Raw genomic sequence first — 23,413 nt, 5'->3', positions numbered from 1 at the left:
CGCATGGCTCGCTCCGCGGCGAGGGAGCCGGCCTTAGTGGCCCCCGCCGCGGCAGCTAAGAAGGAGGCCACGCAGCATGTCTTGCACGTTACCAGAGGTCTCGCCGTAAACCGTCCCCGATCTCAGATGATGAGAACCGACAGGCAGGTGACGCAGCCCTCCAGTTTCTCGAACTCTGAGATGTCCACCAGCGTCACGTTCAGCCCGCGTTCCTGGAGCATCGCGCAGGTTCGGGGCGCGGAGGCGGCCATCAGCACGCGGTCGCCGCCCAGCAGCACCACGTGCGCCCCCGACTCCTCGGCGGGCACCAGGAGTCCCGGCAGGTCCACGCGGGCGGGGTCGCCGATGAGCGTGCCGTCGGGCAGCGCCGTGACGGCCGATTTCAGGTGCAGCACGCCGTTCAGGTCGACGGGCACCACATGCCGCTCCGGCAGCAACGCGCTGAGCTGGGTGATCCCCTCGTCGTTGGTCCTGCCCGACCTGCCGACGTACACGGTCCTGCCGACCTGCAGGACGTCGCCGCCGTCGAGCGTGCCGGGCTGCGCGATCCTGACGGACTTGATCCCGAGCTCCCGTACGAGGGCCGCCACGGAGACCACCTCGGGCCGCCGCTCCTTCGCCCCCGGCCTGGTCAGTACGGCCAGCCGGTCGGAGACCACGACCATGTCCTCGACGAAGGGCCCGTCGGGCAGGTCGTCGGCCGGCTCCACGTGACGTGCCTCCCAGCCGGCCCCCTCCAGCGCGGCGACGTAGCGTTCGTGCTGTTCCAGGGCCTGTTGGTGGTCGACCGGTTCGCGCTCCAGGTGCGTGACGATGCCCTCGGAGATCCGGGGTCCGGGCTTTCTTACCAGCGCGATACCAGGCATAGGGCGTGTTCTATCACGTAGTCACTAAAGTCTTGGACATGCGGGATAACGAGATTCTCACCAGGATCAGTGATCTGGTCACCGAAGAGCACGAGCTGCGGAGCAGGCTGTCGGCGGGCGAGGTCAGCTCGGACGAGGAACACGCCCGGGTCAGGGAGCTGGAGGTGGCTCTCGACCAATGCTGGGACCTGCTCAGGCAGCGCAGGGCGAGGAGGGACGCCGGCGAGAACCCGGACGGCGCCGCGGCCCGCCCGGCCGGCGAGGTGGAGAACTACCGGCAGTGACCGGGAAAAGGGCCGGATCTCACGCCCGAGTTTCCCTGATGTTAAGCGGACGTTAGATCTAGCCCGTCTCCCCTTGTCCGAACAACCTTCTGCGGAGAGGCTCTGGCCTGCACCCACTCCCCCCAGGAGGTAAACCGTGAGCAAACCCCGCGTGCCGTGGAAAGCAGTAATCGGCGGCTCTATCGGCAATCTGGTCGAATGGTACGACTGGTTCGTCTACAGCAGTTTCGCCGTCTACTTCGCTGCCTCCTTCTTCCCTGAGGGCAACAGCACCGCCCAGTTGCTCAACACCGCGGGCATCTTCGCCGTGGGCTTCTTCATGCGCCCGATCGGCGGCTGGCTGCTCGGCAGATACGCCGACACCAAGGGCCGCAAGGCCGCGCTGACCATGACGGTCACGCTGATGTCGCTGAGCGCCCTGCTGATCGCCATCGCCCCGACGTACGCGTCGGTCGGCTACTTCGGCGCCGTGGTCCTGCTGATCGCCCGCCTCCTGCAAGGCATCTCCGTAGGTGGTGAGTACGCGGCCAGCGCCACGTACCTGACGGAGGCCACTCCGGCGGGCAAGCGCGGCTTCGCCTCCAGCTTCCAGTACGTCTCGATGACCGCGGGCCAGCTCGTCGGCCTGGGCCTGCAGATCATCCTGCAGAACACGATGACCAAGGAGGCGCTCAACTCCTACGGCTGGCGCATCCCGTTCGTCGTCGGCGCCCTGGGCGCGGCGGTCGTGTTCTACCTGCGGCGCAACCTCCTGGAGACCGAGGCGTACGACGAGGAGGAGCAGGACGAGAAGGTCGGCAAGAGCGAGCGCGGCACCATCAAGGCGCTGCTCGAGCACAAGAAGGAAGCGATGCTGGTCATCGCCCTGACCATGGGCGGCACGGTCGCGTACTACACCTACACGACCTACCTCACCAAGTACCTGGTCAACACGGCGCACCTGCCGAAGGAGACCGCGGCGCTGGTCAGCTTCTCCGCGCTGTTCATCTTCATGTGCATTCAGCCGCTCGCCGGCGGGCTCTCCGACAGGATCGGCCGCAGGCCGCTGCTGATCACGTTCGGCATCGGGTCGATGCTCGGCACCGTGCCGCTCATGACCGGGCTGTCCACCGTCTCCGGCTTCACCGGCGCGTTCGTCCTGTCGCTCATCGGCCTGATCATCATCACCGGCTACACCTCGATCAACGCGGTGGTCAAGGCGGAGCTGTTCCCGACGCACATCCGGGCGCTCGGCGTGGCCCTGCCGTACGCCATCGCGAACGCCCTGTTCGGCGGCACGGCGGAGTACGTCGCCCTGTGGTTCAAGTCGGCCGGCATCGAGTCCGGCTTCTACTGGTACGTCTCCGGTTGCGCGGCCGTGTCGCTCGTGGTCTACCTGACCATGCGCGAGACGCGCGACGCGGCGCTCACCCGCGCGGAGCGGGAGGGAGCGGCGGAGTCGGTCCCCGTCCGGGCCTAATCTGGCCTGATGCGAGTTCTTCTGGTCGAAGACGACGATCGGCTCGCCTCCGCGCTCACCACGGCCCTCGCGCGCCACGGCCACCAGGTCGTGCGCGCGGGGCTGGCAGTCGACGCCCTCCGCCTGGCGGGGGGCGTCGACTTCGTCCTGCTGGATCTGGGCCTGCCCGACATGGACGGGCTCGAGGTGCTGCGCCGCCTGCGCCGGGTGTCGGCCGTACCGGTCATCGTGGTGACCGCCCGTACGGAGGAGCGCGAGGTGCTCCGCGGCCTGCGGTCCGGGGCCGACGACTATCTGGTCAAGCCGTTCCGCACGGTCGAGCTGATGGCGCGCATGGAGGCCGTGATGCGCAGGGGCACCCGGCCGATGCCGACCCGCGACAACGTGGTGAGCGTCGGCGACGTGCGCATCGACCTGGAGTCCAGGCAGGTCACCGTGTCGGGTGAGCACGTGACGCTGACCAGGCGCGAGTTCGACGTGCTCGCCCTGCTGGCCCGTGAGCCGGGCGTGGTGCGCAGCCGCGAGGAGATCCTGGACGAGGTCTGGGGTGACCCGCTGCTGTCGGCCTCCCGCTCCCTCGACGTGCACGTGGCCGGGCTGCGGTCGAAGACCGGCCGCCCGCACCTGGTCGAGACGCTGCGCGGCACCGGCTACCGCCTGGGGTCCACGGCGTGAACTCCCGCTTGGTGGTCACGTTCACCACGCTGATCGTGTTCCTCATCGCGGCGCTGGCGGTGCCGCTCGGCTTCGCCTACGCCTCGCACCGCACGAACCGTCTGCTGCTCGACCGCCGCGCCGACGCCACCCGTTTCGCCGAACTGGCCGACCAGGCCGCGCGCGACGGCGACCGTACGGCGCTGACGGCCGAGGTCGTCCGCTACGCCGACCTGTACGGCGCGGCCATCCGCGTACGCGACAGGGACGGCACGATCCTGGTCACGGCCGGCCACTTCGACGGCGACGACCAGGAGGAGACCCGGCTGGCCCTGGGCGGCCGGACGACCGAGGACCTGCCCACGATCAGCCCGTTCGGCCCCTCGACGGTGCTGCTGGCCGAGCCGGCGGGCAGGGACGCGCAGTTGTCCGGCGTGGTGCTGCTCCAGGCCCGCACCGACCAGTCGCGGCTGGACGTCTCGCTCGTCTGGGGCGCGCTGGCGCTGGGCGCGCTGATCGCCTTGGGCTACTCGGTGCTGGCGGCCAGGCAGTTGGCCCGCTGGATCCTGCGCCCGGTGACCGAGCTCGACCGCACCACCCGGGCCATCGCGGAGGGTCACCTCGACGCGCGGGCCCATCCGGGCTCGGGGCCCTCGGAGCTGCAGCGGCTGGAGGAGCGGTTCAACGCGATGGCCGACGCGGTGTCGGGCGCGATGGAGCGGCAGCGGGCGTTCGTGGCCGACGCCTCGCACGAGCTGCGTACCCCGCTGACCGTGCTCGGGCTGCGGCTGGAGAACCTGGAGCCGCACCTGCGCGCGGACGGCAGCACCGAGTTCGAGGAGGCCATGGGCGAGCTCGACCGGCTGGCGCTGCTGGTGGAGGACCTGCTGGCGCTGGCCAGGGTGGAGGCGGGTGTGGGCAGCGAGACGAAGGAGATCGAGCTGCGGCCCCGGCTGGCGGTGTGGCGGGAGGTCTATCCGGCCAAGGATCTCACCCTGCGGGTGGAGGTGCCGGAGATGTCGCTGGTGCCGGAGGCGGCGGCCAGGGTGGCGGACATCGCGCTCGACAACGCGCAGAAGTTCGTGCCCGCGGGCGGCACGGTGACGGTCACGCTCTCCGACGGCGTGCTGCGGGTCGCCGACGACGGGCCGGGGCTGGGCGAGGAGGAACGGGCCGACGCGCTGGGCCGGTTCTGGCGGTCGGGCGCGCACGCCAACGTGCCGGGCAGTGGGCTGGGCCTGGCCATCGCCACCGAGCTGGCCAGGTCGTGCGGGGCCACGTTGAGCCTGCTGGCCGCCGTACCCCATGGGCTGGTCGTGGAGTTGCGGCTGGCTCAGCCGTACACGGACTTGTAATAGCGGGCGGCGCCGGGGTGCAGGGGGACGACGCCGGTGCCGATGGCGTAACGCTTGTCGAGACGGCCGCCCGGCGCCGAGGGGGCCTGGAGGCGGTCGCGGGCGCTGAAGAGCGTCTCGGTGACCGTATAGGCGACGTCATCGGACAGGGCCTGGCGGCAGACCAGATAGCTGGGCGTGCCGACGGTCGGGACCGGTCTCACGCTGCCGTACACGCCCGCCGGGATGGCGGCGTGCTCATAGACCGGGCCGTACGTACGGCGCAGCACCGGCACCAGCGGCTCCAGCGGGACGACCCTGATGCCGCTGAGCGAGGCGAGCGCGGGGGTGGGGACGCCGCCCGACCAGAAGAACGCGTCGATCCCGCCCTCGTCGAGCGCCCTGATCGACGCGTCCAGGCCCAGCCTGAAGACGACGTGATCCCGTACCCCGGCCGCGTCGAGCACCCGCACGGCGGTCACGGCGGTGCCCGAGCCCTCGGCACCGATGGAGACCTTTCGCCGGGTCAGGTGCTTGGCGGCGGAGATGTCGGAGTCGGTGCGGACCACCAGGTGGACATAGTTCATGTACATCCTGGCCAGCGCGGCGACAGGCTGGTGGCGCACCCGCACGGCGTCGTCGGCGCTGTCGGCGAGCGAGAACCCGACGTCGGCCCGGCCCTCGGCCAGCATGGTCAGGTTCTGGACGCTGGCCGCCGTCTTGAACACCTCGACCGTGAACCCGTCGCGCCGCAGCTCGGCCGCGAACCTGTCGCCCAGGATCTCGTACGGCCCGCCCGACAGCCCGGTCGCCAGCCGCAGCGGGGGCAGCCCCATACCGCCGGTCGAGCACCCGGCAGCGCCCATCGCGGCGAGCGCGAGAAAGACACGGCGGGACATCGGCACAGGTTCACGTTATCGAATCACGCAGAATGGACAATGTGACCGAACGGGACGCACACCTTCGAATCTCCGCAGAGCTAATGATGTTCCTGCCCGTGAGCCGGCGCCGTGAGCGCCAGCGGATCGCCATCGGCGGCAGCTCGACTCTGGGACACCACGTGGAGTCGGCCGGCATCCCGCTGACCGAGGTCGGGCCGATGACCGTCGCCGGGCGCGGCGTCGGCCCCTCCTACCAGCCCACCGCGGGCGACGTCATCGAAGTACGGCCGGTGCCCAGGCCGCAGCCGCTGCCGCGCGAGCCGCGCTTCCTGCTGGACGTGCACCTGGGCACCCTGTCGCGGCGGCTGCGGCTGCTCGGCCTCGACGCGGCCTACCACAACGACATGGACGATCCGGCCCTGGTGGTACAGGCGAACGAGGAGCGCCGGGTGCTGCTGACCCAGGACCGCGGCCTGCTGCGCCGCCGCGCGCTGTGGCTGGGCGCCTACGTCCGCGGCTCACGCCCCCAGGACCAGCTACGCGACCTGCTCGAACGGTTCGCACCGCCACTGCGCCCGTGGACACGATGCACGGCCTGCAACGGCGAACTGGCCCCGGTGCCGAAGCGCGAGGTGCTGCCACTGCTGGAGGCGGGCACCCGGCACGGCTACGACGCCTACGGCCGATGCGGGGACTGCGGCCACGTCTACTGGCACGGCGCCCACAGCGGCCACCTGGAGGAGATCGTCCGGTCGGCGCGGCAGTGGGCGGCTACGGGGTGACGCAGGGGTCGAACTGCTCTATCTCGGGCAGGTACCGCCGCCAGTCGGCCACGCTCAGCGTGCCGCCCTGAGTGGCTCGGGCTTCGCGCCCTCGGGCTGCCGACGGTGATCGTGATGGAGGTCGGCTGCTCCTGCGAACGACCGCGCGTGCAGCATCTCAAGCCGTTCACCCGCAGCGCCAACGATCAGGGCAGAAGATCAGCTGGCCTGTCCAGCAAAGTAAGGCGGGGTAGCGACCGCGAACATTTTCCCGCCGTAGCGGTGTCACTCCAGGACATGGCGACTGTCTTGATACTTGTAGAGAAGGTTTCAGCCAGCCGCACCCTTCGGAGCTCTGTTGACTATAATTCAGGTCATGACGACGATTCCGTTGGCTGACGCGAAGGCCAGGCTGTCTGCGGTGCTGGATGAGGTTCGGGACACCCATGAGCGGGTGGTGATCACTCGTAATGGCCGGCCGGAGGCGGTGATCATGTCGGTGTCTGATCTGGAGGCGCTTGAGGAGACGCTGGACCTCCTATCGACTCCTGAGGCGCTCCAGGAGATCCGAGAGGCTGAAGCCGAGATCGCCCGTGGTGAGGCGATCGGTGCGCAGGAGCTGAGGCGCCTGATGGCCGAACGGGCGCGTGCGGAGGGAGCTGGCAGGTGAGCGACGACGCCTACACGCTGTCGCTGGCTCCGTCGGCACGCCGCGCCCTGGTGGAGGGTCCACCCAAGGGTCTGCCGTTCGAGGTGGCAGCTGCCGTGACTGAGTTCCTCACCGGCCCGTTGCTGGAGAACCCGCACCGGGTCGGCAAACCTCTCGCGCGTGAACTTGAGGGCTACCACTCCGCGCGCCGTGGTCCCTACCGCGTGGTCTACCGGATCGATGAGAAGGCCGACGTGGTCCATGTCGTTCGCATCGACCACCGCGCTGACGTCTACCGCCCTCGATGACCGCTGATAGGCGGTGAGCCTCGCCTGGGTTGCCGTCACCGTTGCCGTCAAAGGCCGCTACCGAACCGCTACACTCCGAATGGAGGCCAGGTAGAAGCCATGCAGCACGACCCGTAAACCGCTCGAAATCGGTTCTGCCGCACACCTACCATGTGCTGGCAGGTAGCACGCCGGTGCTGGTACACAATTCCGGTCCCGCGGCCCGGACTTGGGTGAGCACTGGAAGCCGAAGGCCGCATCGCAGGTTTGCGGAACGGGTGGATGTGAAAAGGTCCCTCGCTCATGTCGTTGGTAGTGGGCCCGCCTCGGCGCAGGTTGCCGGCAGCGTGGCGGGAGAGGTGTTCCCAGCCGTCGGGGGCTTCGGTGTTGGCTAAGCGGATGTCGTACTCGTCGCCGATCGGAGGTAGCGCGGCTCGGTCCCCGCGCTGGGGGCTCACTCGCTCACCTGGGGCATGGGGACGGGGCCGAGGTCGCCTTCCGGTTCGCGGGTGAGGATCGCCAGCAGGGCGGGGTCCGCGTAGATCTCCGCGCTGTGCCGCCACTGGGTCAGCAGGAGCGCGATCGGAGCGAGGTTGTCCAGGGCCACCGCGCCGCGTGCCGTGTCCACCAGCTCGGCTAGGAGCGTGTCCACATCCTCGGCGGGCAGGAAGGTGCTCCACGGCAGAGCCTCAGGCAGGGCCTGGCGCAGAGCCTCGATGTTCTCGGTGCGGACCAGCCCGGCGAGCAGGCGCGAGGTGAAGTCCACGACCGTGGCATCCCGCTCCATCTGCTCGACCCGCATCAGAGCGAGGTCCCCGGCGTCGCGCCGCCGCAGCCGCAGCGCCCGGACGGCGTCGAGCCTCCGCGTGGTCGCGGCCGGGTGGTGGAGTAGTTCGCTGAAGGGCACGACCTCGTAGGCCTCAGGCATGACATCCACAGTAGCTCGGATGTTGGCTGGCGATAGAGGAGACGCAAGGCACGCCTGCAGATTGGTCCAGTCCTCTGACGGCAACGGTGACGACAACACCCCCGGACCCTTAACAGTGGGCTACCGGCTGACGCAGGGGTCGAACCTGTCGGATTCCGGCAGGTAGCGCTGCCACTCCCGCTCGGTCAGCGACCGGCCGGCGCGGCGGCAGACGGCGGCCGCCACTTTGCCGTCGTCCAGCGGGAACGTCCGCACCACGCCGTCGGGCATGGCGCTGTAGAGCGTGCGGCCGTCGGCGCTGAAGGCCACTGACCCGTTGCCCAGTGGGATCTTCTTCTGCCCGTCGAAGACCAGGCCGAGAGACAGTCTGCTGGGCACGTCCCAGAGCCTGACCCGGTCGCCGTCCTCGTACGTGGCGATGGTGCGGCCGTCAGGCGACCAGGCGATCTCCTCGATCGCGCTGCCCGGCGCGGCGGGGAACGCGGCGACGGGCGCCTTCAGGTCCGCGTCCCACAACGTCATCCGGTCGGGCCCGGAGAAGGCGACGAGCCTGCCGTCAGGGCTGAAGGCGTGGGTGCCGTTCAACCGGCCGAGCCCCTCGGAGATCGGCAACCGGGCACCGGTCGCCGGGTCGATGGGCTGGGGCGCCACGCCGGCCAGCAACAGCCTGCCGTCAGAGCGGAAGTCGAGCGCGCCGGGGCCGGGCACGGCAGCTCGGGTGGGGGTGCCCTTCGCCAGGTCCCACAGCTCGAGAGGGGCGCCGGTGCCGTCGGGCCTCTGGGGGGAGACGGCCAGCGTACGGCCGTCAGGGCTGAAGGCCACGTCGTCCACGCCCGCGACCTTCAGTTTGTCGAGCACGCGGCCAGTGCGCGGGGCCACGATCCGGGTGCCCGACTCGTCGCCGACGGCCAGTCACCCGCCGTCCCGGCTGAAGGCTAGCGCGGGGTCGCGGCCGATGACGTCGACGGGCGGCCCGAGCGGGCTCCTGGTCGCCACGTCCCACAGCCGGGTCTCCCCGGGCCCCGTGATGGCCACCGTGCGCCCTCCCGGCCCCAGCAGTGCCTCCCCCTCAGGGGTTCCCTTGGTCAGCGGCTGGTCGAACAGCATGGACACGTCCACAGTGTCGATCACGCCGTTGTCCGACTGGTAGCGCAGCACGCGGTCGGCCTCGTCGAAGTGGACGCCGAAGATGTCCCCCGGCAGGTCGCGCTCCAGGACGACCTGCCATCCGAGGCGCCGCCACACCACGAGCTCTCCCAGAAGGGTCCAGCCCGCGACGTAGCGGTCGCCGAAGCCGAAGGCTGCATACCTGTCGTCTCCCCCGTAGCGTCCTCCGATCAGGTCTCCGCCTGGGACGGGTCCAGGCGCGCATCCGCGGCTCGCCCGGCGGCAGCGGATTCTCGCTGACCGTGAGCGCACGCCCGTCGTCGCTGAGGCTCACGCTCGTGACGTCCGCCTTGGCGGGGAGCCGGGGCGCGGGTAGCCGTTTGCCGGTGCGCAGGTTCCAGAGCTCGACCTTGCCGTGCCCGGTGGACACGACGCCGACGCCGCGCGCCGGGTCCACCGCGTCGAGCCCCGCCCCCGATCCGGCGGTCAGCCGCTTGCGGGTGGCCACGTCCCAGGCGCGCTCGGCGCCGCCGGTGCCCTCGGGCACCAGCAGGGTGCGACCGGTACGGTCGAAGGCCAGCATCCCCTGTGCCGCGGGCATCACGAACCCACCGCCGAACATGCCGCCGATCGCCGTGCCCGCCATCACGTCCCAAAGGCGCACGCCCTTGTCCTCCAGCACGGCGAGCGTCCGCCCGTCGGGACCGAGCGCGACCTGGCTCACGACCGTGCCCACGCCGGAGAACTCGCGGAGCAGGCCGTGCGTGCGTACGTCCCAGAGCCGCACCCGGCCCTCCTGGACCGCCGCCAGCGTGCGTCCGGTGTCGTTCAGGCCGTAGACACTGCTCGGACTGGCGTAGGGGTCGGTGAAGACGTCGCTCGCCGGCCTGGACAGCGACTCGTACAACGCGCCGCGCGTCTCGGCGAGGTCAGGGCTCAGCCGCCAACCCGCGACGGTCAGCAGCCTCGCCAGTCGCGGGTCGCTCTCCCGCAGGTCGGCGGCCTGCAACGTGAGCGACCTGGCCAGTGCGTCGTCACGCTGCCTGCCCGACTTCCTGCGCAAGTACTCGGCCGTCCCCAGGCCACCCAGGGCCGCCACCAGCAGGACGGCCAGCGCCGCCGCGAGCAGCCCGCGCCGCCTGGACTGCCGCCTGGCCTGGCCGGCCGCGGCGTCGAGGAACTCGCGTTCCTTCCTGGCCAGCGTGAGGTCCTTGCGCTCGGTGGCCGCCCAGTGGAGCGTCCGGTCGAGGCTGGAGCCGTGCAGCAGGTCTCCGGGTTTCCTGCCGTGGCCGTCCCAGAGCCGGGCCGCCTCCACCAGCCGCCGGTGTACGGGCAGACCGTCGCGATTGTCGGCCACCCAGGCGCGCAGGCGGGGCCACGCCTGGACCAGGGCGGGCTTGGTCAGCTCGTACGTGTCGCCGGTCCGCCTCACGAGGCCCGCCGCGCCGAAGAAGGTGAGCAGCGCGTCGACGGCCTCGGTCTCGGGCAGTTCGTCGCGGGTGACCGGCCGGAGCGAGCCGTCGCCGTCGAGCATGCGCAGGAGGATCTCGGGCACGGCCGCCTGTTCGGCCCCGGAGAGCTCGCCGTACCGCTCCTCCGCGACGGCGCCCAGGTCGGGCTCGGCAGTGCTCCTGAGCGGGCTGGCGAGCGAGCCGCCGCGAGACAGCGGGTCGCCGCCGGTTTCGTCGGTTTCGTCGGTTTCGCCCAGCAGGCTCAGGAGGATGTCGCGGGCCGTGGGCCGGTCGGCGGCCTCCCGTACGAGCACGGCGGACACCAGCGGCCCGAGCGGGTCGGCCAGGCCGGCGAGGTCGCCGGTACCGGGGCGGAAGTCCATCACGTCGGCGACCACCGCGACCGGGTCGCGTACCGCGATCGCGTCCGCACCCCGGGCGGCGAACAGCACCACCAGCCCCCACGCCCACAGATCCGCCGCGGCCGTCGCGCCCCGCCCGGTCAGGACCTCCGGCGCCATGTAGTTGGGCGTGCCCATGACCGGGCCGGTGGTCGTCGGCCCGGCCTCGGGCGCCACGCCGAAGTCGATCACCCGGGGACCGTCGGGCCCGAGGATGATGTTGTCGGGCTTGAGGTCGCGGTGCACGACGCCGGCCTGGTGGATGGCCGTCAGCGCGGTCGCCACACCGATCGCCAGGCGCCGCAGCGTGTCACCCTCGTAGGGCCCGTGCTCGGCGATCACCTGCCCCAGGTTGGGGCCGGGCACGAACTCGCTGACGATGTACGGCTCGGCCACCTCGATGACTCTGGCCGTGCAGAACGAGGCCACCCGCTCGGCCGCCGCCGCCTCCTTGGCCAGCCTGGCCCGCGACTCGGGATCGTCGACCCTGGGCACCTTGACGGCGACGCGCTCCCCCGCCTCGCCGTACGCCTCGTAGACGACGCCCTGGCCACCGGCGCCCAGCCGCCCCGCGAGCCAGTAACGGCCCAACCGGTGCGGGTCAGAGGGAGTAAGCGGAGTCATCAGGTATGTAATTCTTGTCGATATTGCCAGAGATATTGCCCCAAGGCGTAGGAAGGCCGCGTGGAATTACCCGCGTGTCCGTGGGCGTGCTCGGCGAGGACGAGGCACGTACACGCTGGCCATCGGCGAGGAGCAGCTCGACGTCGACCGCTTCAGATCGCTGGTGGAGCGGGGCGCGTACGAGGAGGCGCTTCGCATCATGGGTCCGCTCGAGGTGCGCGACGGCGACGGCGACCGCACCCCGACCGCGCCCAAGCACCGCGACCTGCTGGCGATGTTCGTGCTCAACGCGCGCCGCCCGCTCACCGTGGGACGGCTGCGCCACCTGCTGTGGCCGCGTGAGGGCCTCGGGCAGCCGGCCGCGTTCGAGGCCGAGCGCGCCCTGCTCAGCTGCCTCAAGGCGGCGGAGAACGATCGCGACGCCGCCGACGTGCTCCGCGTGCTGGGCGCGGTCCTGCACCGCGCGGGCCGCCTCGACGAGGCCGCGGAACGCCTCCAGACCGCCGCCGGCCACCTCGCGACACTCGGCGACCGCTACCGGCGGGCCGACACGCTCCTGGACCTCTCCTCGGTACGGCTGGCGCAGCGCGCGGTCCCCGACGCCAGGACGGCCGCCGAGACGGCCAGAGGCATCGCCATACGGCTCGGCGACCGGCTGCTCGACGCGTACGCCCTGCTGGCCCTCGCCCGGGTGAACCAGGCGGAGGGCGCGGCGGAGCGGGCCGGAGAGCTGGCGGGGGCGGCGCTGACGGTCTTCGAGGCGCTGGGGGACGATCTGGGCCGGTCACAGGCGCTTCCCCTGGTGGGATAGCGCGACCTGCGTGCGGGAGCAGGAACCACCAGAAACCAACTCGACATTCTCCCGCAACATCGTGGAAACGGCCGGTTCCTAAAGTCCGGCCATGCGGCTAACCCCACACGAGCAGGAGCGCCTGCTCATCCATGTCGCCGCCGGGGTGGCCCGGCAGCGTCAGGCCAGGGGCCTGCGGCTCAACCACCCCGAGGCCACCGCGATCATCGCGTCGTTCCTGATGGAGGGGGCCAGGGACGGGCGGACCGTGGCCGATCTGATGGAGGCGGGACGCTCGGTGCTCGGCCGGGACGACGTCATGGAGGGGGTGCCCGAGATGCTGGACTCCGTACAGATCGAGGCGACCTTCCCCGACGGCACCAAGCTGGTCACCGTACACAGGCCGATCCCGTGACCGCGGACGCGGCCGGTGGCCGCGCGCAGGACGGGCCGGTGATCCCGGCCGAGACCGGTGGCCGCATGCAGGCCGATCCCGTGATTCCGGGCGAATACCTGCATCCCGCCGATGACATCCCGTTGAATCCGGGGCGGCCGCGGGTGACGGTCCGGGTGGTCAACATCGCCGACCGGCCGGTACAGGTCGGGTCGCACTACCACTTCGCCGCCGCCAACCCCGGGCTGGCCTTCGATCGTGACGCCGCCTGGGGGATGCGGCTCGATGTGCCCGCGGGCACCGCGATCAGGTTCGAGCCGGGGGTCGAGCGCGACGTGACCCTGGTGCCGATCGCCGGGCGCCGCGTGGTGCCCGGCCTGCGACCGGAATGGGCGGGCCCCCTCGATGGCTGACATCTCCCGTACGCGCTACGCCGCCCTGTACGGCCCCACCACGGGCGACCGCATCAGGCTGGCCGACACCGACCTGTTCATCGAGGTCACCGAGGACCTGTCCGTGGGCCCGGCCGGAGCCGGGGACGAGGCGGTGTTCGGCGGCGGCAAGGTGATCCGCGAGTCGATGGGACAGGCCAGGACGACCCGGGCCGAGGGCGCGCCGGACCTGGTCATCACGGGCGCGGTGATCCTCGACCACTGGGGCGTGGTCAAGGCCGACATCGGCGTCACCGGCGGCCGGATCTCCGCCATCGGCAAGGCCGGCAACCCCGACACCATGGACGGCGTCGACATCGTCATCGGCCCGTCCACCGAGATCCTGAGCGGCAACGGCAAGATCCTCACCGCGGGCGCCGTCGACTCCCACGTACACCTCATCTGCCCGCAGATCCTCGACGAGGCGATCGGCGCGGGTGTCACCACGATCGTCGGCGGCGGCACCGGACCGGTCGAGGGCACCAAGGCCACCACGGTCACCGGCACCTGGTACCTGTCCCGGATGCTGGAGTCGCTCGACTCCTACCCGCTCAACTTCGCCCTGCTCGGCAAGGGCAACACGGTGAGCGCCGAGGGCCTGCTCGAACAGCTCGAGGCGGGCGCCTCGGGGTTCAAGCTGCACGAGGACTGGGGCACCACGCCGTCGGCGATCGACGCCTGCCTGACCGTGGCCGACGCGAACGGCGTACAGGTGACGATCCACACCGACACCCTCAACGAGGCCGGGTTCGTCGAGTCGACGCTGGCCGCCATCGGCGATCGGACGATCCACGCCTACCACACAGAAGGGGCGGGAGGCGGGCACGCGCCCGACATCATCAGGATGGCGTCCTTCGCCAACGTCCTGCCCTCCTCCACGAACCCCACCAGGCCCCACACCATCAACACCCTCGACGAGCACCTCGACATGCTGATGGTCTGCCACCACCTGAACCCGTCGATCCCCGAGGACCTGGCCTTCGCCGAGTCCCGCATCAGGCCCACCACGATGGCCGCCGAAGACGTCCTGCACGATCTGGGGGCGATCTCGATGATCGGCTCGGACTCGCAGGCGATGGGCCGGGTCGGCGAGACGATCATCCGTACCTGGCAGACGGCGCACGTCATGAAGCGCCGCCGTGGCGCCCTGACCGGCCCCGCGGACAACCTCCGCGCCCGCCGCTACGTCGCGAAATATACGATCTGCCCGGCCGTCGCCCACGGCCTCGACGCCGAGCTCGGCTCCGTCGAACGCGGCAAGCTCGCCGACCTCGTCCTCTGGGACCCGGCGTTCTTCGGCGTCAAGCCCACCCTCGTGCTCAAGGGCGGCGTGGTGGCCTGGGCCCAGATGGGCGACGCGAACGCCTCCATCCCCACGCCGCAGCCGGTGCTGCCGCGCCCGATGTTCGGCGCCGCCCCCGTCACGGCCGCCGCCACCTCGCTGCACTTCGTCTCACCACTCGCTCTCGACGCCGGCCTCGCCGACCGCCTCGCGGTCCGCCGCCGCCTCGTCCCCGTGGCGGACGTACGGGGGCGTGGCAAGGACACGATGCCGCTCAACGACGCGCTCCCCCGGATCGAGGTGGCCCCGGACACGTTCGAGGTCCGCGTGGACGGCGACCTGATCGAGCCCGCACCCGTCGAAACGCTCCCGATGACCCAGCGCTACTTCCTTTTCTGAGATGAACCCCGCGCTCCTGCTCCTCACCGACTCCCGTCTCCCGGCCGGCGGCCACGCCCACTCGGGCGGCACCGAACAGGCGATCGCCACAGGGGCGGTCCACGACCTGGCCTCCCTTGCCGCCTTCCTGAGGGGCCGACTGCACACGTCCGGGCACGTCGCCGCCGCCCTCGCCGCCGCAGCCTGCGCTTTGAGCGCCACCGGCTCCCCTGCCACCTTGTGGGATCCGCTGGATGCGGAGGCCGACGCCAGGACCGCCTCCCCCGCCCAGCGGGACGCCTCCAGGACCCAGGGCAGGCTGCTTCTGCGGGTGGCCCGCCGCCTGTGGCCGTCGCCTGCGCTCGACGGCCTGGCGCAGGCCGTACCGAATCCCCATCACCCCATCGCGCTCGGCGCGGCGGCACACGCGGCGGGAGCGTCACCCGAGGACGCCGCCCTGGCGGCGGCCTACCACGCGATCACCGGTCCGGCCACGGCGGCGGTCCGGCTGCTCGGTCTGGACCCGGTAGCGGTCCACGGCCTGCTGGCCGATCTGGCCCCAGACCTCGCCACCACAGCCACCACAGCGGCCACAGCGGCCACAGCGGCCACAGCGGCCACAGCGGCCACAGCCAATATGCCAGCCCGGGCCACCGAATCCCCTGGGACATCGGGCATCCCCCTCGCCGACCGGCTATGGGCCGAGCTGCCCGCGAGGTCCGCCCCCGCGCTGGACCTGTTGGCCGAGCGGCATGCGGGCGCCAAGGTCAGACTGTTCGTCTCCTAGGAAGGACAACGCCATGGGCGCCAATCACGACGACCACCACCACGCCCCGGACCACCACGGCAGAGCGCTCCGCCTCGGGGTGGGCGGGCCGGTGGGCAGCGGCAAGACGGCCCTGGTCGCGGCCCTGTGCCGGACGCTCGGCGGCTCCTTGCGCCTGGGCGTGGTCACCAACGACATCTACACCACCGAGGACGCCGACTTCCTGCGCCGGGCCGGCGTGCTCGACCAGGAACGCATCCTGGCCGTCGAGACCGGCTGCTGCCCCCACACCGCCATCCGCGACGACATCGCCGCGAACCTCGACGCCGTGGAGACCTTGGAGGACAGGTTCGGCCCGCTCGACCTGGTGATCGTGGAGAGTGGCGGGGACAACCTGACGGCGACGTTCAGCCGTGGCCTGGCCGACAGGCAGATCTTCGTTCTCGACGTGTCAGGTGGCGACAAGGTGCCCCGCAAGGGCGGCCCGGGGGTGACCTCGGCCGACCTGCTGGTGATCAACAAAACGGACCTGGCGCCGCTGGTGGACGCCGACCTGGACGTGATGGCCCGTGACGCGGCGGCGGTCCGCGGGGACAAGCCGGTCCTGTTCACGTCGATCAGGCAGGACCCCTCGGCGTCGGCCGTGGCGGCCTGGGTCTCGGAACAGGCCCATTCCTGGCCCCACGAGCCCGTCCCAGCGGCATGACCCACCCCGCCCCATGACCAGCAGCGCCCCCCTGCCGAACACCGCGGCAGAGACCACGTCAGGCGCCCAGGCAGGCACGTCGGCAGACCCCGCCGCGGTGGGTGCCGCCGGTTCCGTCGTAGTAAGTGCCGTCGCGGCCGGTGCCGTTGTCGGGCGGCGGGCGATGGCCGCTCGGGCGGCTGTCGGGACCTCCCTGGCCGGTGGTCGAACCGTCGTCAGCCGTCTCAGTTCGGCGCCGCCCCTGACGTTGCGGCAGACCGGGCCGCGGATCGTGCACCTGGTCTCCACGGCGGCCGGCCCGCTCGGCGGCGACCGGCTCGAACTCGACCTCGACATAGCCCCCGGCACCAGCCTCGAGGTCGGCTCGGTGGCGAGCACGCTGGTGCTGCCCGGCGACGGCGAGTCCGTCATGGTGATCACCGCACGCGTCGGGGCGGGGGCCTCACTCCGCTTCGCGCCCCAGCCAACGGTGCTCGCCGCCGGATGCTTCCACCGCCTGGTGGTACGCCTGACGCTGGCGGCGGGCGCGCACGTGTTCTGGCGCGAGGAGATCGTCTTCGGCCGGTACGGCGAGGCGCCGGGCCGCTGCCACGCCCGCTTCGACGCCACCTACGACGGCCGCCCCCTGCTCAGGCAGGAGTACACGGTCGGCGACCCGGCCCTGGACGCCTCCCCGGCGGTCTACGGCGACGCCCGCTGCATCGGCACCACCCTCATCACCCCGAAAACCGCGACACCCAACCCCACTCCAGAACCGGCCACACAGGGACTCGCCGCTTCAAGGGCCGTGGTCGCGGACGGTGCCGCCGTGTCGCGGACCGCCGCAGGGGCCGTGGTCGCGGACGGTGTCGCCGTGTTGCCGCTGGCCGGGCCCGGGGTGTTGGTGTCCGCGCTGGGCGCCGACGCCGTCGAGTTGCGGCGGCGTCTGGAGTGGGGTGAGGGTGTGGCCTTCGGTGACCTGGCAGGAGCCGCGCGCCCGTCCTAAGGTGATCGTGTGGCCGACCATCTCCCGCAGAGCCCCGTCAAGCCCAAGGCGCGGCGTGGCTACGCGTTCGTCGTCGCGGTCGCCGGAGCGCTGCTGGTGTTCTGCGCGTTCCTGCCGTGGACGGGGATCGAGGCCAGGATCGGTGCCCTCGGGGGCGTGTCCAACGACGTCCGGGGCATCGACGACAGCCTCGGCGTCTACACGCTCGTCGCCGGGCTCGTCACGCTGGTCTGCGGGGTGGCGGGTCTGTTCGCCCGGCCGCGGGTGGCCGCGCTGGCCGTCGTTCCGGGGGCGCTGGCGACGGTCTGGCTGTTGATGTTCGTCGTCGATCCGCCCGGGGTCGGCAGCGGGGTCTCCGTCGATCTCGGGTTCCTGTCGATCGAGCCGGGGATCCGCTACGGCTGGTTCGCCGCCCTGGCCTGCGCGCTGGCCGTGATCGCCCTCGCCGTCCTGTCGCTCGTACGCGGCCGCCGCGCATAGAAGCCCCGCCGTCAGTCGTAGAAGCCCAGGCGGCGCAGCTGCTTGGGGTCGCGCTGCCAATCCTTGGCCACGCTGATCCGCAGATCGAGATAGACCCGCGTGCCCAGCAGCGCCTCGATCTGCTTGCGCGCCCGCGTCCCCACGTCCCGCAGCCGCTCACCCTTGTGCCCGATCACGATCGCCTTCTGCGACGGCCGTTCGACGAACATGTGGGCGTAGATGTCGAGCAGATCGTCCCGCCCTTCGCGCGGCATCATCTCGTCGACCACCACCGCGATCGAGTGCGGCAGCTCGTCGCGTACCCCCTCCAGCACCGCCTCTCGGATCAGCTCCCCGACCAGCACCTGCTCGGGTTCGTCGGTGAGCTGCCCGCCCGGGTACAGGGGCGGCGACTCCGGCAGGTATTCGGTCAGCACCTCGGCCAGCACGTCGAGCTGGTCGCCCGACTGCGCCGACACCGGGACGATCGCCGCGAACTCCGCCACCTGCGACAGCGCCAGGAGCTGCTGGGCGATCTGTTCCCTGGAGGCCAGGTCGCACTTGGTGAGCACGGCGACGACCGGGGTCTTCTTCACGGCCGCGAGCTTGTCGGCGATGAAACGGTCGCCCTTGCCGATGGGCTCGTTCGCGGGGACGCAGAAGCCGATCACGTCGACCTCGGTCAGCGTGGACAGCACGAGGCTGTCGAGCCGCTCGCCGAGCAGCGTGCGGGGGCGGTGCAGGCCCGGCGTGTCGACGATGACGATCTGGGCCTCGGGCCGGTGCACGATGCCCCGGATGACGCGCCGGGTCGTCTGCGGCTTGGAGGAGGTGATCGCCACTTTGGTACCGACCAGGGCGTTCATGAGCGTGGACTTGCCGACGTTCGGCCTCCCCACGAAGCAGGCGAATCCGGCGCGATGGCTGTCTGGCGAAGTCACATAGTGCATTGTGGCCTATCAAACCCCCTGGTGACGCCACCAGGCAAACGCCTCGGGCACCACCAGCGGCATCCAGGCGGTCGTGGTCAGGCCGGCGATCTCCGGCTCGCTCACCCATCGGGCGTCGGTGATCTCGTCACCGTCGGGGGTGGGCGTGCCCGACTCGATCACGCAGCCGTACACGGCGATGACGTACGCGCACTGATGCCCGTTGGGGTAGACGGTGCGGAACTCGGGCCCGCCGTACACGCCGATCAGGCCGCGTACGGCGACATCGATGGTGAGTTCTTCCTGGAGCTCTCTGACCAGGGCTGCCTCGGGGCGTTCGTCGGGGTCGACGCCGCCGCCGGGCGCGGCCCAGAGGCCTATTTCACCGTGCCGCGCCATGAGCGCCCTGCCCGCGGAGTCGAACACGAAGCCGCTGACCGACGGAAGCATCAGCAGGTCGGTTCCGACCTTCGCGCGTACCCCGGCCAGATGGGGCGAGATCGCCACGTCAGCCCCGCAACGTGCCGTCGGGCCCGGCCACCAGCAGCGCCTTGACGCCCAGTTCGGCGGCCACCGCCTCGTCCGCGGCGCTCGGCCCGTCGCCCGCCGTGACCAGCGCGACGGCCTCCAGCGACTGCGCGCCGCTCGAGATGGCCGTGGCGACCGCCACCTGCACCGCGGAGAGCGTGAGCGAGGAGAGCGCGACGTTCGTGGCCGAGTAGGTGCGTCCGGTCTCGTCGCGTACGGCGGCGCCTTCCGCGGACCCGTTGCGCGCCCTGGCCGCCCGCGCGAGTGTAATGATCTTGCTGTCTTCTGGATCGAGAGTCACGTGCTCCAGGTTAGGCGCTGGCCATGCCGACGACGGCGCTGAGCACCTGCCGCGTACGCTCCGTGTCCACCTTGGCGATGCCCGTGTGCACGACGGACACCAGCGTGTCGCCGGAGCGGGCGAGCATCACGTCCAGCGCGTACGGGTAGCCGTTCAGCCGCCCGCGCAGCTCGGCGCCCACGGCCTCGTCACCCACGTCCTCGACCGGCAGCATCGTCAGCCGCAGCCGGGTACCGCCGCCCGACCGCACGGACCGGCACGCCTCCAGCGCGTCGGCCAGGTCGTCGATGTGCCCCGCGGCCTCCGAGCCCGCGTAGCGCGCCAGGCCCACCCCGGCCACCTCGCCCAGTTCGTCCCCCTCGAAGCTGGCCGCCGCCTGCGCGGTCAGCGCCCGCGCGGGCGCCCGCCCCGCCGCCGGATCGAGTATGGCCTGGCAGTTGCGGTCCGCCGAGGTGAACGGCACCCGCCACGGCTCCTCCGACCGGGCCGAGAAGCCGTCGGGCAGCCGCGGGTCCTTGTTGAGCACCTCACGCAGCCGGGCCGTGGCCTGGGCATCGACGTAACTCTCGACCGGTCCGCCGCAGCCGGCAAGAAGCCCGCACACGATGGCCAGGACAACGATCACGCGTTCCATGATTCCCCCCGGACCGCGATGTCCCCGGGCGACGAAAACGGCAATCCACCAGAGTTACCAACAAAGCCCCAAACGCAGAAAGGGGGTTCTCGCCTAGACGAGAACCCCCTTTACGCCGAGCAACGTCACGATCGGCTAGCTGACCAAGACGTTGTCGTCCCCCCAGGGGGCATCCTCACGCCGCGAACCCCAACCCGGCGTTCGGATGCTTCCCCAGTGACACCCACCGCACCGGGTGTCGGGATTAAGACTGGCGCAGGCCGCTTGCAACAGACTTGTAGAACACTTGCCACATCCATCGCAAAACGGTCAGTGCTCTGTCAGTCGTGCTCGGCGGCGGCGGGCACCACGTCACCCGCCTGCGGGACGACCCGGCGGACGACCACGGTGCTGATCCGGTTGCGACGCCCCGCGAGGCTCTCGGCGGTCAGCCGGAGCCCGGCCACCTCCGCCTCGGAGCCCGCGATCGGCACCCGCCCGAGCGCGTGGGCGAGCAGGCCTCCCACGGTCTCGACGTCGTCCACCTCGATCTCGGTGTGGAACAGCTCGGCGAGCTCGTCGACCGGCATCCGGGCCGTGACCCTGACCCCGCCGTCGGGCATCTCCTCGACGCGGGGCGCCTCGCGGTCGTATTCGTCGGCGATCTCGCCCACGATCTCCTCGAGGACGTCCTCGATCGTGACCAGGCCGGCCGTCCCGCCGTACTCGTCGATGACGATGGCCAGATGGATGTGCCTGGCCTGCATCTCGCGCAGGAGCTGGTCGATCGGCTTGCTCTCGGGGACGTAGGTGGCCGAGCGCATGATCGACTCGACCTTCTCCTCGCCGCCGTCCTCGCCCGACTCGTGCACCCTGCGGGTGACGTCCTTGAGATAGGCGATGCCGATGACGTCGTCCTCGTTCTCGCCCACGACGGGGATGCGGGAGAAGCCGCTGCGCAGCGCCAGCGACAGCGCCTGGCTGAGCGTCTTGCCCCGCTCGATGAAGACCATGTCGGTGCGGGGCACCATGACCTCACGTACGAGCGTGTCACCCAGCTCGAAGACCGAGTGGATCATCTCGCGCTCGTCGGGCTCGATCATCCGCCGTTCCTCGGCCAGGTCGACCAGGTCGCGCAGCTCCGCCTCGGAGGTGAACGGGCCGTCGCGGAACCCCTTGCCGGGGGTCAGCGCGTTGCCGAGCAGGATGAGCAGCTTGGGCAGCGGGCCGAAGATCCTGGTCAGGCCGTAGACGATGGGAGCGCCGGCCAGCGCGATCGGCTCGGCGTGCTGGCGGCCCAGGGTGCGCGGTGAGACGCCGACGATCACGTAGCTGACCACGATCATGACGGCGGCCGCGCACACGTACGCCCAGCCCTGGTCGTGCATGAGGTCGATGAACAGCAGCGTCGCGATCACCGTGGCGATCAGCTCGCAGCTCAGCCGGAGCAGGAGCAGCAGGTTGAGATAGCGCGGCGGGTCGTTGACGATGGCCCGCAGCCGCAGGGCGCCGCGGCGCCCCTCGCGCACGAACTCCTCCGCACGCACCCTGGAGATGCGCGTCAGTGCCGTTTCCGCACTGGCGATCAGGCCACCGATCACCACGAGGGCGATGGCCAGAGGCAACCAGGCGTTCACCGCGGGCTGCGCACCTCCCGCCACGACTCGAGGAGCCGGGCCTGGAGGCCGAACATCTCCTTGTGCTCCTCAGGCTCGGCATGGTCGTAGCCGAGCAGGTGGAGGATGCCGTGCGTGCACAGCAGCTCCAGCTCGTCCTGAGCGCTGTGGCCGGCTTCCTCCGCCTGCCGGACGGCCACCGGCGGGCAGAGCACCACGTCGCCGAGCAGCGCCGGGTCGGTGGCGGTGTCGGCGTCGCCGCGGGCCCCGCCGCCCGGTCGCAGCTCGTCCATGGGGAAGGCGAGCACGTCGGTCGGGCCCGGCTCGCCCATCCACTTCTCGTGCAGCTCCGCCATGGTGCGTTCGTCGACCACCACGATCGACAGCTCGGCGAGCGGGTTGATGCCCATCTCGCCGAGCACGTGGGTGGCCAGCTCGACGAGATTCTGCTCGCCGACCTCCGCGCCCGACTCGTTGTTGATCTCGATGCTCATCGGCGCTTCCCCCGGTGCTGGATCTGGTTCGGCTCCTGAAGCGCGTCGTAGCGGCCGTAGGCGTCGACGATCTCGCTCACCAGCTTGTGGCGTACCACGTCGGCGCTGGTCAGCCGGGAGAAGTGGATGTCGTTGATGCCGTCGAGGATCTCCTGGACCACCCGCAGGCCGCTGACCGTGCCCGAGGGCAGGTCGACCTGCGTGACGTCACCGGTCACCACGATCTTGGAATTGAAGCCGAGCCTGGTCAGGAACATCTTCATCTGCTCGGCCGAGGAGTTTTGAGCCTCGTCGAGGATGATGAAGGCGTCATTGAGGGTGCGACCGCGCATGTACGCCAGTGGTGCCACCTCGATCGTGCCCGCCGCCATCAGCTTCGGGATCGACTCGGGGTCGAGCATGTCGTGCAGCGCGTCGTACAGGGGTCTCAGGTAGGGGTCGATCTTCTCGTAGAGCGTGCCGGGCAGGAAGCCGAGCCGCTCCCCCGCCTCGACGGCGGGCCGCGTCAGGATGATGCGGTTGACCCGCTTCTCCTGCAGCGCCCGGACGGCCTTGGCCATCGCGAGGTAGGTCTTGCCGGTGCCCGCGGGGCCGATGCCGAACACGACCGTGTGCCGGTCGATGGCGTCGACGTAGCGCTTCTGGTTGACGGTCTTGGGGCGGATCGTCCGGCCGCGTGAGGACACGATGTCGAGCGACAACACCTCGGCCGGGCGGTCCGAGGTCATGCGCAGCATGGCGATGCTCCGCTCGACCGCGTCGGGGGTCAGCTCGCCGCCGTTGCGCAGCACCTCCACCAGCTCCTCGAAGAGGCGCACCACGGTGCCGCTCTCGTCGGGGCTGCCGGTGACGGTGATCTCGTTGCCACGCACGTGGATGTCGGCCCTGAACGCACCCTCGATGACGCGCAGCAGCTCGTCACGGGAGCCCAGGAGGCTGACCATTGGGTATTCGTCCGGTATCAGCACCTTGGCTTGAGTGCGCGAGGGAGGTGCCGTTCTTCGGGATTCATGTAGTTCGGACATGGGCAGGCCAGCGGCCTGATGCCTCCCGGT

General features: G+C 70.9%; 28 protein-coding genes. 15 read left to right on the top strand and 13 right to left on the bottom strand.

Annotation, left to right across the window (positions count from 1 at the left end; genetic code table 11):
- Positions 1-122: 122 nt before the first annotated feature.
- Positions 123-866, bottom strand: a complete 744-nt coding sequence (gene ddaH, locus AB0F17_RS41510; protein ID WP_358034821.1) for a dimethylargininase — start codon at positions 864-866, stop codon at positions 123-125.
- A gap of 38 nt (positions 867-904) precedes the next feature.
- Here ddaH and AB0F17_RS41505 point away from each other — a divergent pair, with 38 nt between their 5' ends.
- From AB0F17_RS41505 to AB0F17_RS41490, 4 genes are all read left to right on the top strand, one after another.
- Entirely contained in the window at positions 905-1,150 is a 246-nt protein-coding gene (locus AB0F17_RS41505) for a DUF2630 family protein (protein ID WP_358034818.1), read from the top strand.
- Positions 1,151-1,286: 136 nt separating this feature from the next.
- Positions 1,287-2,609, top strand: coding sequence for an MFS transporter (locus tag AB0F17_RS41500; RefSeq protein ID WP_358034815.1), 1,323 nt, complete (start codon positions 1,287-1,289; stop codon positions 2,607-2,609).
- Positions 2,610-2,618: 9 nt separating this feature from the next.
- Positions 2,619-3,284, top strand: a complete 666-nt coding sequence (locus tag AB0F17_RS41495; RefSeq protein ID WP_214638399.1) for a response regulator transcription factor — start codon at positions 2,619-2,621, stop codon at positions 3,282-3,284.
- On the top strand, positions 3,281-4,618 hold the full coding sequence (locus AB0F17_RS41490; protein ID WP_358034811.1) for a HAMP domain-containing sensor histidine kinase: 1,338 nt from the start codon (positions 3,281-3,283) through the stop codon (positions 4,616-4,618). The genes AB0F17_RS41495 and AB0F17_RS41490 overlap by 4 nt, the downstream gene beginning before the upstream one ends.
- Here AB0F17_RS41490 and AB0F17_RS41485 read toward each other — a convergent pair.
- Entirely contained in the window at positions 4,597-5,496 is a 900-nt protein-coding gene (locus AB0F17_RS41485; protein ID WP_358034808.1) for a TAXI family TRAP transporter solute-binding subunit, read from the bottom strand. The genes AB0F17_RS41490 and AB0F17_RS41485 overlap by 22 nt on opposite strands.
- A gap of 32 nt (positions 5,497-5,528) precedes the next feature.
- Here AB0F17_RS41485 and AB0F17_RS41480 point away from each other — a divergent pair, with 32 nt between their 5' ends.
- The 3 genes from AB0F17_RS41480 (at position 5,529) to AB0F17_RS41470 (ending at position 7,196) form a co-directional block, all read left to right on the top strand.
- Positions 5,529-6,260 carry a Mut7-C RNAse domain-containing protein gene (locus AB0F17_RS41480; RefSeq protein WP_358034805.1) on the top strand — a complete coding sequence of 244 codons (732 nt, stop codon included), beginning with the start codon at positions 5,529-5,531 and terminating at the stop codon, positions 6,258-6,260.
- A 355-nt stretch (positions 6,261-6,615) separates the two neighbouring features.
- Complete coding sequence (locus tag AB0F17_RS41475) at positions 6,616-6,909, top strand: type II toxin-antitoxin system Phd/YefM family antitoxin (protein ID WP_358034801.1); 294 nt, start codon at positions 6,616-6,618, stop codon at positions 6,907-6,909.
- Complete coding sequence (locus AB0F17_RS41470) at positions 6,906-7,196, top strand: type II toxin-antitoxin system RelE/ParE family toxin (protein WP_358034798.1); 291 nt, start codon at positions 6,906-6,908, stop codon at positions 7,194-7,196. The genes AB0F17_RS41475 and AB0F17_RS41470 overlap by 4 nt, the downstream gene beginning before the upstream one ends.
- Before the next feature lie 433 nt (positions 7,197-7,629).
- On the opposite strand, the gene AB0F17_RS41465 is transcribed toward AB0F17_RS41470, so the two are convergent.
- The 4 genes from AB0F17_RS41465 to AB0F17_RS41450 all read right to left on the bottom strand — a co-directional run bounded on the left by AB0F17_RS41465 (position 7,630) and on the right by AB0F17_RS41450 (position 11,686).
- On the bottom strand, positions 7,630-8,103 hold the full coding sequence (locus AB0F17_RS41465; RefSeq protein WP_358034795.1) for a hypothetical protein: 474 nt from the start codon (positions 8,101-8,103) through the stop codon (positions 7,630-7,632).
- A 120-nt stretch (positions 8,104-8,223) separates the two neighbouring features.
- Positions 8,224-8,961, bottom strand: coding sequence for a WD40 repeat domain-containing protein (locus AB0F17_RS41460; RefSeq protein ID WP_358034791.1), 738 nt, complete (start codon positions 8,959-8,961; stop codon positions 8,224-8,226).
- Positions 8,962-9,015: 54 nt separating this feature from the next.
- The gene (locus tag AB0F17_RS41455) at positions 9,016-9,216 is read right to left on the bottom strand and encodes a hypothetical protein (RefSeq protein ID WP_358034788.1); all 201 of its coding nucleotides are present in this window, start codon (positions 9,214-9,216) and stop codon (positions 9,016-9,018) included.
- Entirely contained in the window at positions 9,173-11,686 is a 2,514-nt protein-coding gene (locus AB0F17_RS41450; RefSeq protein WP_358034785.1) for a serine/threonine-protein kinase, read from the bottom strand. The genes AB0F17_RS41455 and AB0F17_RS41450 overlap by 44 nt, the downstream gene beginning before the upstream one ends.
- 199 nt (positions 11,687-11,885) lie before the next feature.
- Between AB0F17_RS41450 and AB0F17_RS41445 the strand changes: the two genes are divergently transcribed.
- From AB0F17_RS41445 to AB0F17_RS41410, 8 genes are all read left to right on the top strand, one after another.
- Positions 11,886-12,497: a hypothetical protein gene (locus AB0F17_RS41445; protein WP_358034782.1), complete on the top strand. Its 612-nt coding sequence runs from the start codon at positions 11,886-11,888 to the stop codon at positions 12,495-12,497.
- A 91-nt stretch (positions 12,498-12,588) separates the two neighbouring features.
- Entirely contained in the window at positions 12,589-12,891 is a 303-nt protein-coding gene (locus AB0F17_RS41440) for an urease subunit gamma (RefSeq protein ID WP_219527543.1), read from the top strand.
- Positions 12,892-12,971: 80 nt separating this feature from the next.
- On the top strand, positions 12,972-13,283 hold the full coding sequence (locus tag AB0F17_RS41435) for an urease subunit beta (RefSeq protein WP_358034849.1): 312 nt from the start codon (positions 12,972-12,974) through the stop codon (positions 13,281-13,283).
- Positions 13,276-14,982, top strand: a complete 1,707-nt coding sequence (locus AB0F17_RS41430) for an urease subunit alpha (protein ID WP_358034779.1) — start codon at positions 13,276-13,278, stop codon at positions 14,980-14,982. Before AB0F17_RS41435 ends, AB0F17_RS41430 begins: the two co-directional genes overlap by 8 nt.
- Position 14,983: 1 nt before the next feature.
- Positions 14,984-15,748 (top strand): urease accessory UreF family protein, encoded by a 765-nt coding sequence (locus AB0F17_RS41425; protein WP_358034776.1) that lies wholly within the window; start codon positions 14,984-14,986, stop codon positions 15,746-15,748.
- Positions 15,749-15,761: 13 nt separating this feature from the next.
- Positions 15,762-16,433, top strand: a complete 672-nt coding sequence (ureG, locus tag AB0F17_RS41420) for an urease accessory protein UreG (protein ID WP_358034773.1) — start codon at positions 15,762-15,764, stop codon at positions 16,431-16,433.
- Positions 16,434-16,446: 13 nt separating this feature from the next.
- A complete protein-coding gene (locus AB0F17_RS41415; protein ID WP_358034770.1) occupies positions 16,447-17,418 on the top strand; it encodes an urease accessory protein UreD in 972 nt (323 codons plus the stop codon).
- Positions 17,419-17,427: 9 nt separating this feature from the next.
- Positions 17,428-17,898: a hypothetical protein gene (locus AB0F17_RS41410; RefSeq protein ID WP_358034767.1), complete on the top strand. Its 471-nt coding sequence runs from the start codon at positions 17,428-17,430 to the stop codon at positions 17,896-17,898.
- Between the two features lie 11 nt (positions 17,899-17,909).
- On the opposite strand, the gene era is transcribed toward AB0F17_RS41410, so the two are convergent.
- The 7 genes from era to AB0F17_RS41375 all read right to left on the bottom strand — a co-directional run bounded on the left by era (position 17,910) and on the right by AB0F17_RS41375 (position 23,383).
- Complete coding sequence (gene era, locus AB0F17_RS41405; RefSeq protein ID WP_358034764.1) at positions 17,910-18,818, bottom strand: GTPase Era; 909 nt, start codon at positions 18,816-18,818, stop codon at positions 17,910-17,912.
- 18 nt (positions 18,819-18,836) lie between these two features.
- A complete protein-coding gene (locus AB0F17_RS41400) occupies positions 18,837-19,313 on the bottom strand; it encodes an NUDIX domain-containing protein (RefSeq protein ID WP_358034762.1) in 477 nt (158 codons plus the stop codon).
- Position 19,314: 1 nt separating this feature from the next.
- Entirely contained in the window at positions 19,315-19,635 is a 321-nt protein-coding gene (locus AB0F17_RS41395) for a cytidine deaminase (protein WP_358034759.1), read from the bottom strand.
- Positions 19,636-19,645: 10 nt separating this feature from the next.
- Complete coding sequence (locus AB0F17_RS41390) at positions 19,646-20,260, bottom strand: hypothetical protein (RefSeq protein ID WP_358034756.1); 615 nt, start codon at positions 20,258-20,260, stop codon at positions 19,646-19,648.
- A 329-nt stretch (positions 20,261-20,589) separates the two neighbouring features.
- Positions 20,590-21,885: a hemolysin family protein gene (locus AB0F17_RS41385; protein WP_358034753.1), complete on the bottom strand. Its 1,296-nt coding sequence runs from the start codon at positions 21,883-21,885 to the stop codon at positions 20,590-20,592.
- Complete coding sequence (ybeY, locus tag AB0F17_RS41380) at positions 21,882-22,358, bottom strand: rRNA maturation RNase YbeY (protein WP_214638416.1); 477 nt, start codon at positions 22,356-22,358, stop codon at positions 21,882-21,884. The genes AB0F17_RS41385 and ybeY overlap by 4 nt, the downstream gene beginning before the upstream one ends.
- Positions 22,355-23,383 carry a PhoH family protein gene (locus tag AB0F17_RS41375; protein ID WP_358034750.1) on the bottom strand — a complete coding sequence of 343 codons (1,029 nt, stop codon included), beginning with the start codon at positions 23,381-23,383 and terminating at the stop codon, positions 22,355-22,357. Before AB0F17_RS41375 ends, ybeY begins: the two co-directional genes overlap by 4 nt.
- Positions 23,384-23,413 lie beyond the last annotated feature (30 nt).

It is taken from the genome of Nonomuraea sp. NPDC026600 (assembly GCF_040638335.1).
Classification (GTDB): domain Bacteria; phylum Actinomycetota; class Actinomycetes; order Streptosporangiales; family Streptosporangiaceae; genus Nonomuraea.
Note: the sequence above shows the minus strand (reverse complement) of the source record. Positions and strands in the feature narration are given on the sequence as shown.

Bases quoted from the DNA above. Each gene is read 5' to 3' on its own strand.
- AB0F17_RS41425 (WP_358034776.1), top strand. From the start codon at position 14,984: ATGAACCCCGCGCTCCTGCTCCTCACCGACTCCCGTCTCCCGGCCGGC.
- AB0F17_RS41475 (WP_358034801.1), top strand. From the start codon at position 6,616: ATGACGACGATTCCGTTGGCTGACGCGAAGGCCAGGCTGTCTGCGGTG.
- ureG (WP_358034773.1), top strand. From the start codon at position 15,762: ATGGGCGCCAATCACGACGACCACCACCACGCCCCGGACCACCACGGC.
- AB0F17_RS41450 (WP_358034785.1), bottom strand. From the start codon at position 11,686: ATGACTCCGCTTACTCCCTCTGACCCGCACCGGTTGGGCCGTTACTGG.
- AB0F17_RS41465 (WP_358034795.1), bottom strand. From the start codon at position 8,103: ATGCCTGAGGCCTACGAGGTCGTGCCCTTCAGCGAACTACTCCACCAC.
- AB0F17_RS41495 (WP_214638399.1), top strand. From the start codon at position 2,619: ATGCGAGTTCTTCTGGTCGAAGACGACGATCGGCTCGCCTCCGCGCTC.
- AB0F17_RS41430 (WP_358034779.1), top strand. From the start codon at position 13,276: ATGGCTGACATCTCCCGTACGCGCTACGCCGCCCTGTACGGCCCCACC.
- AB0F17_RS41480 (WP_358034805.1), top strand. From the start codon at position 5,529: ATGGACAATGTGACCGAACGGGACGCACACCTTCGAATCTCCGCAGAG.
- AB0F17_RS41440 (WP_219527543.1), top strand. From the start codon at position 12,589: ATGCGGCTAACCCCACACGAGCAGGAGCGCCTGCTCATCCATGTCGCC.
- ybeY (WP_214638416.1), bottom strand. From the start codon at position 22,358: ATGAGCATCGAGATCAACAACGAGTCGGGCGCGGAGGTCGGCGAGCAG.
- AB0F17_RS41485 (WP_358034808.1), bottom strand. From the start codon at position 5,496: ATGTCCCGCCGTGTCTTTCTCGCGCTCGCCGCGATGGGCGCTGCCGGG.
- AB0F17_RS41505 (WP_358034818.1), top strand. From the start codon at position 905: ATGCGGGATAACGAGATTCTCACCAGGATCAGTGATCTGGTCACCGAA.
- AB0F17_RS41445 (WP_358034782.1), top strand. From the start codon at position 11,886: ATGGGTCCGCTCGAGGTGCGCGACGGCGACGGCGACCGCACCCCGACC.
- AB0F17_RS41375 (WP_358034750.1), bottom strand. From the start codon at position 23,383: ATGTCCGAACTACATGAATCCCGAAGAACGGCACCTCCCTCGCGCACT.
- AB0F17_RS41415 (WP_358034770.1), top strand. From the start codon at position 16,447: ATGACCAGCAGCGCCCCCCTGCCGAACACCGCGGCAGAGACCACGTCA.
- ddaH (WP_358034821.1), bottom strand. From the start codon at position 866: ATGCCTGGTATCGCGCTGGTAAGAAAGCCCGGACCCCGGATCTCCGAG.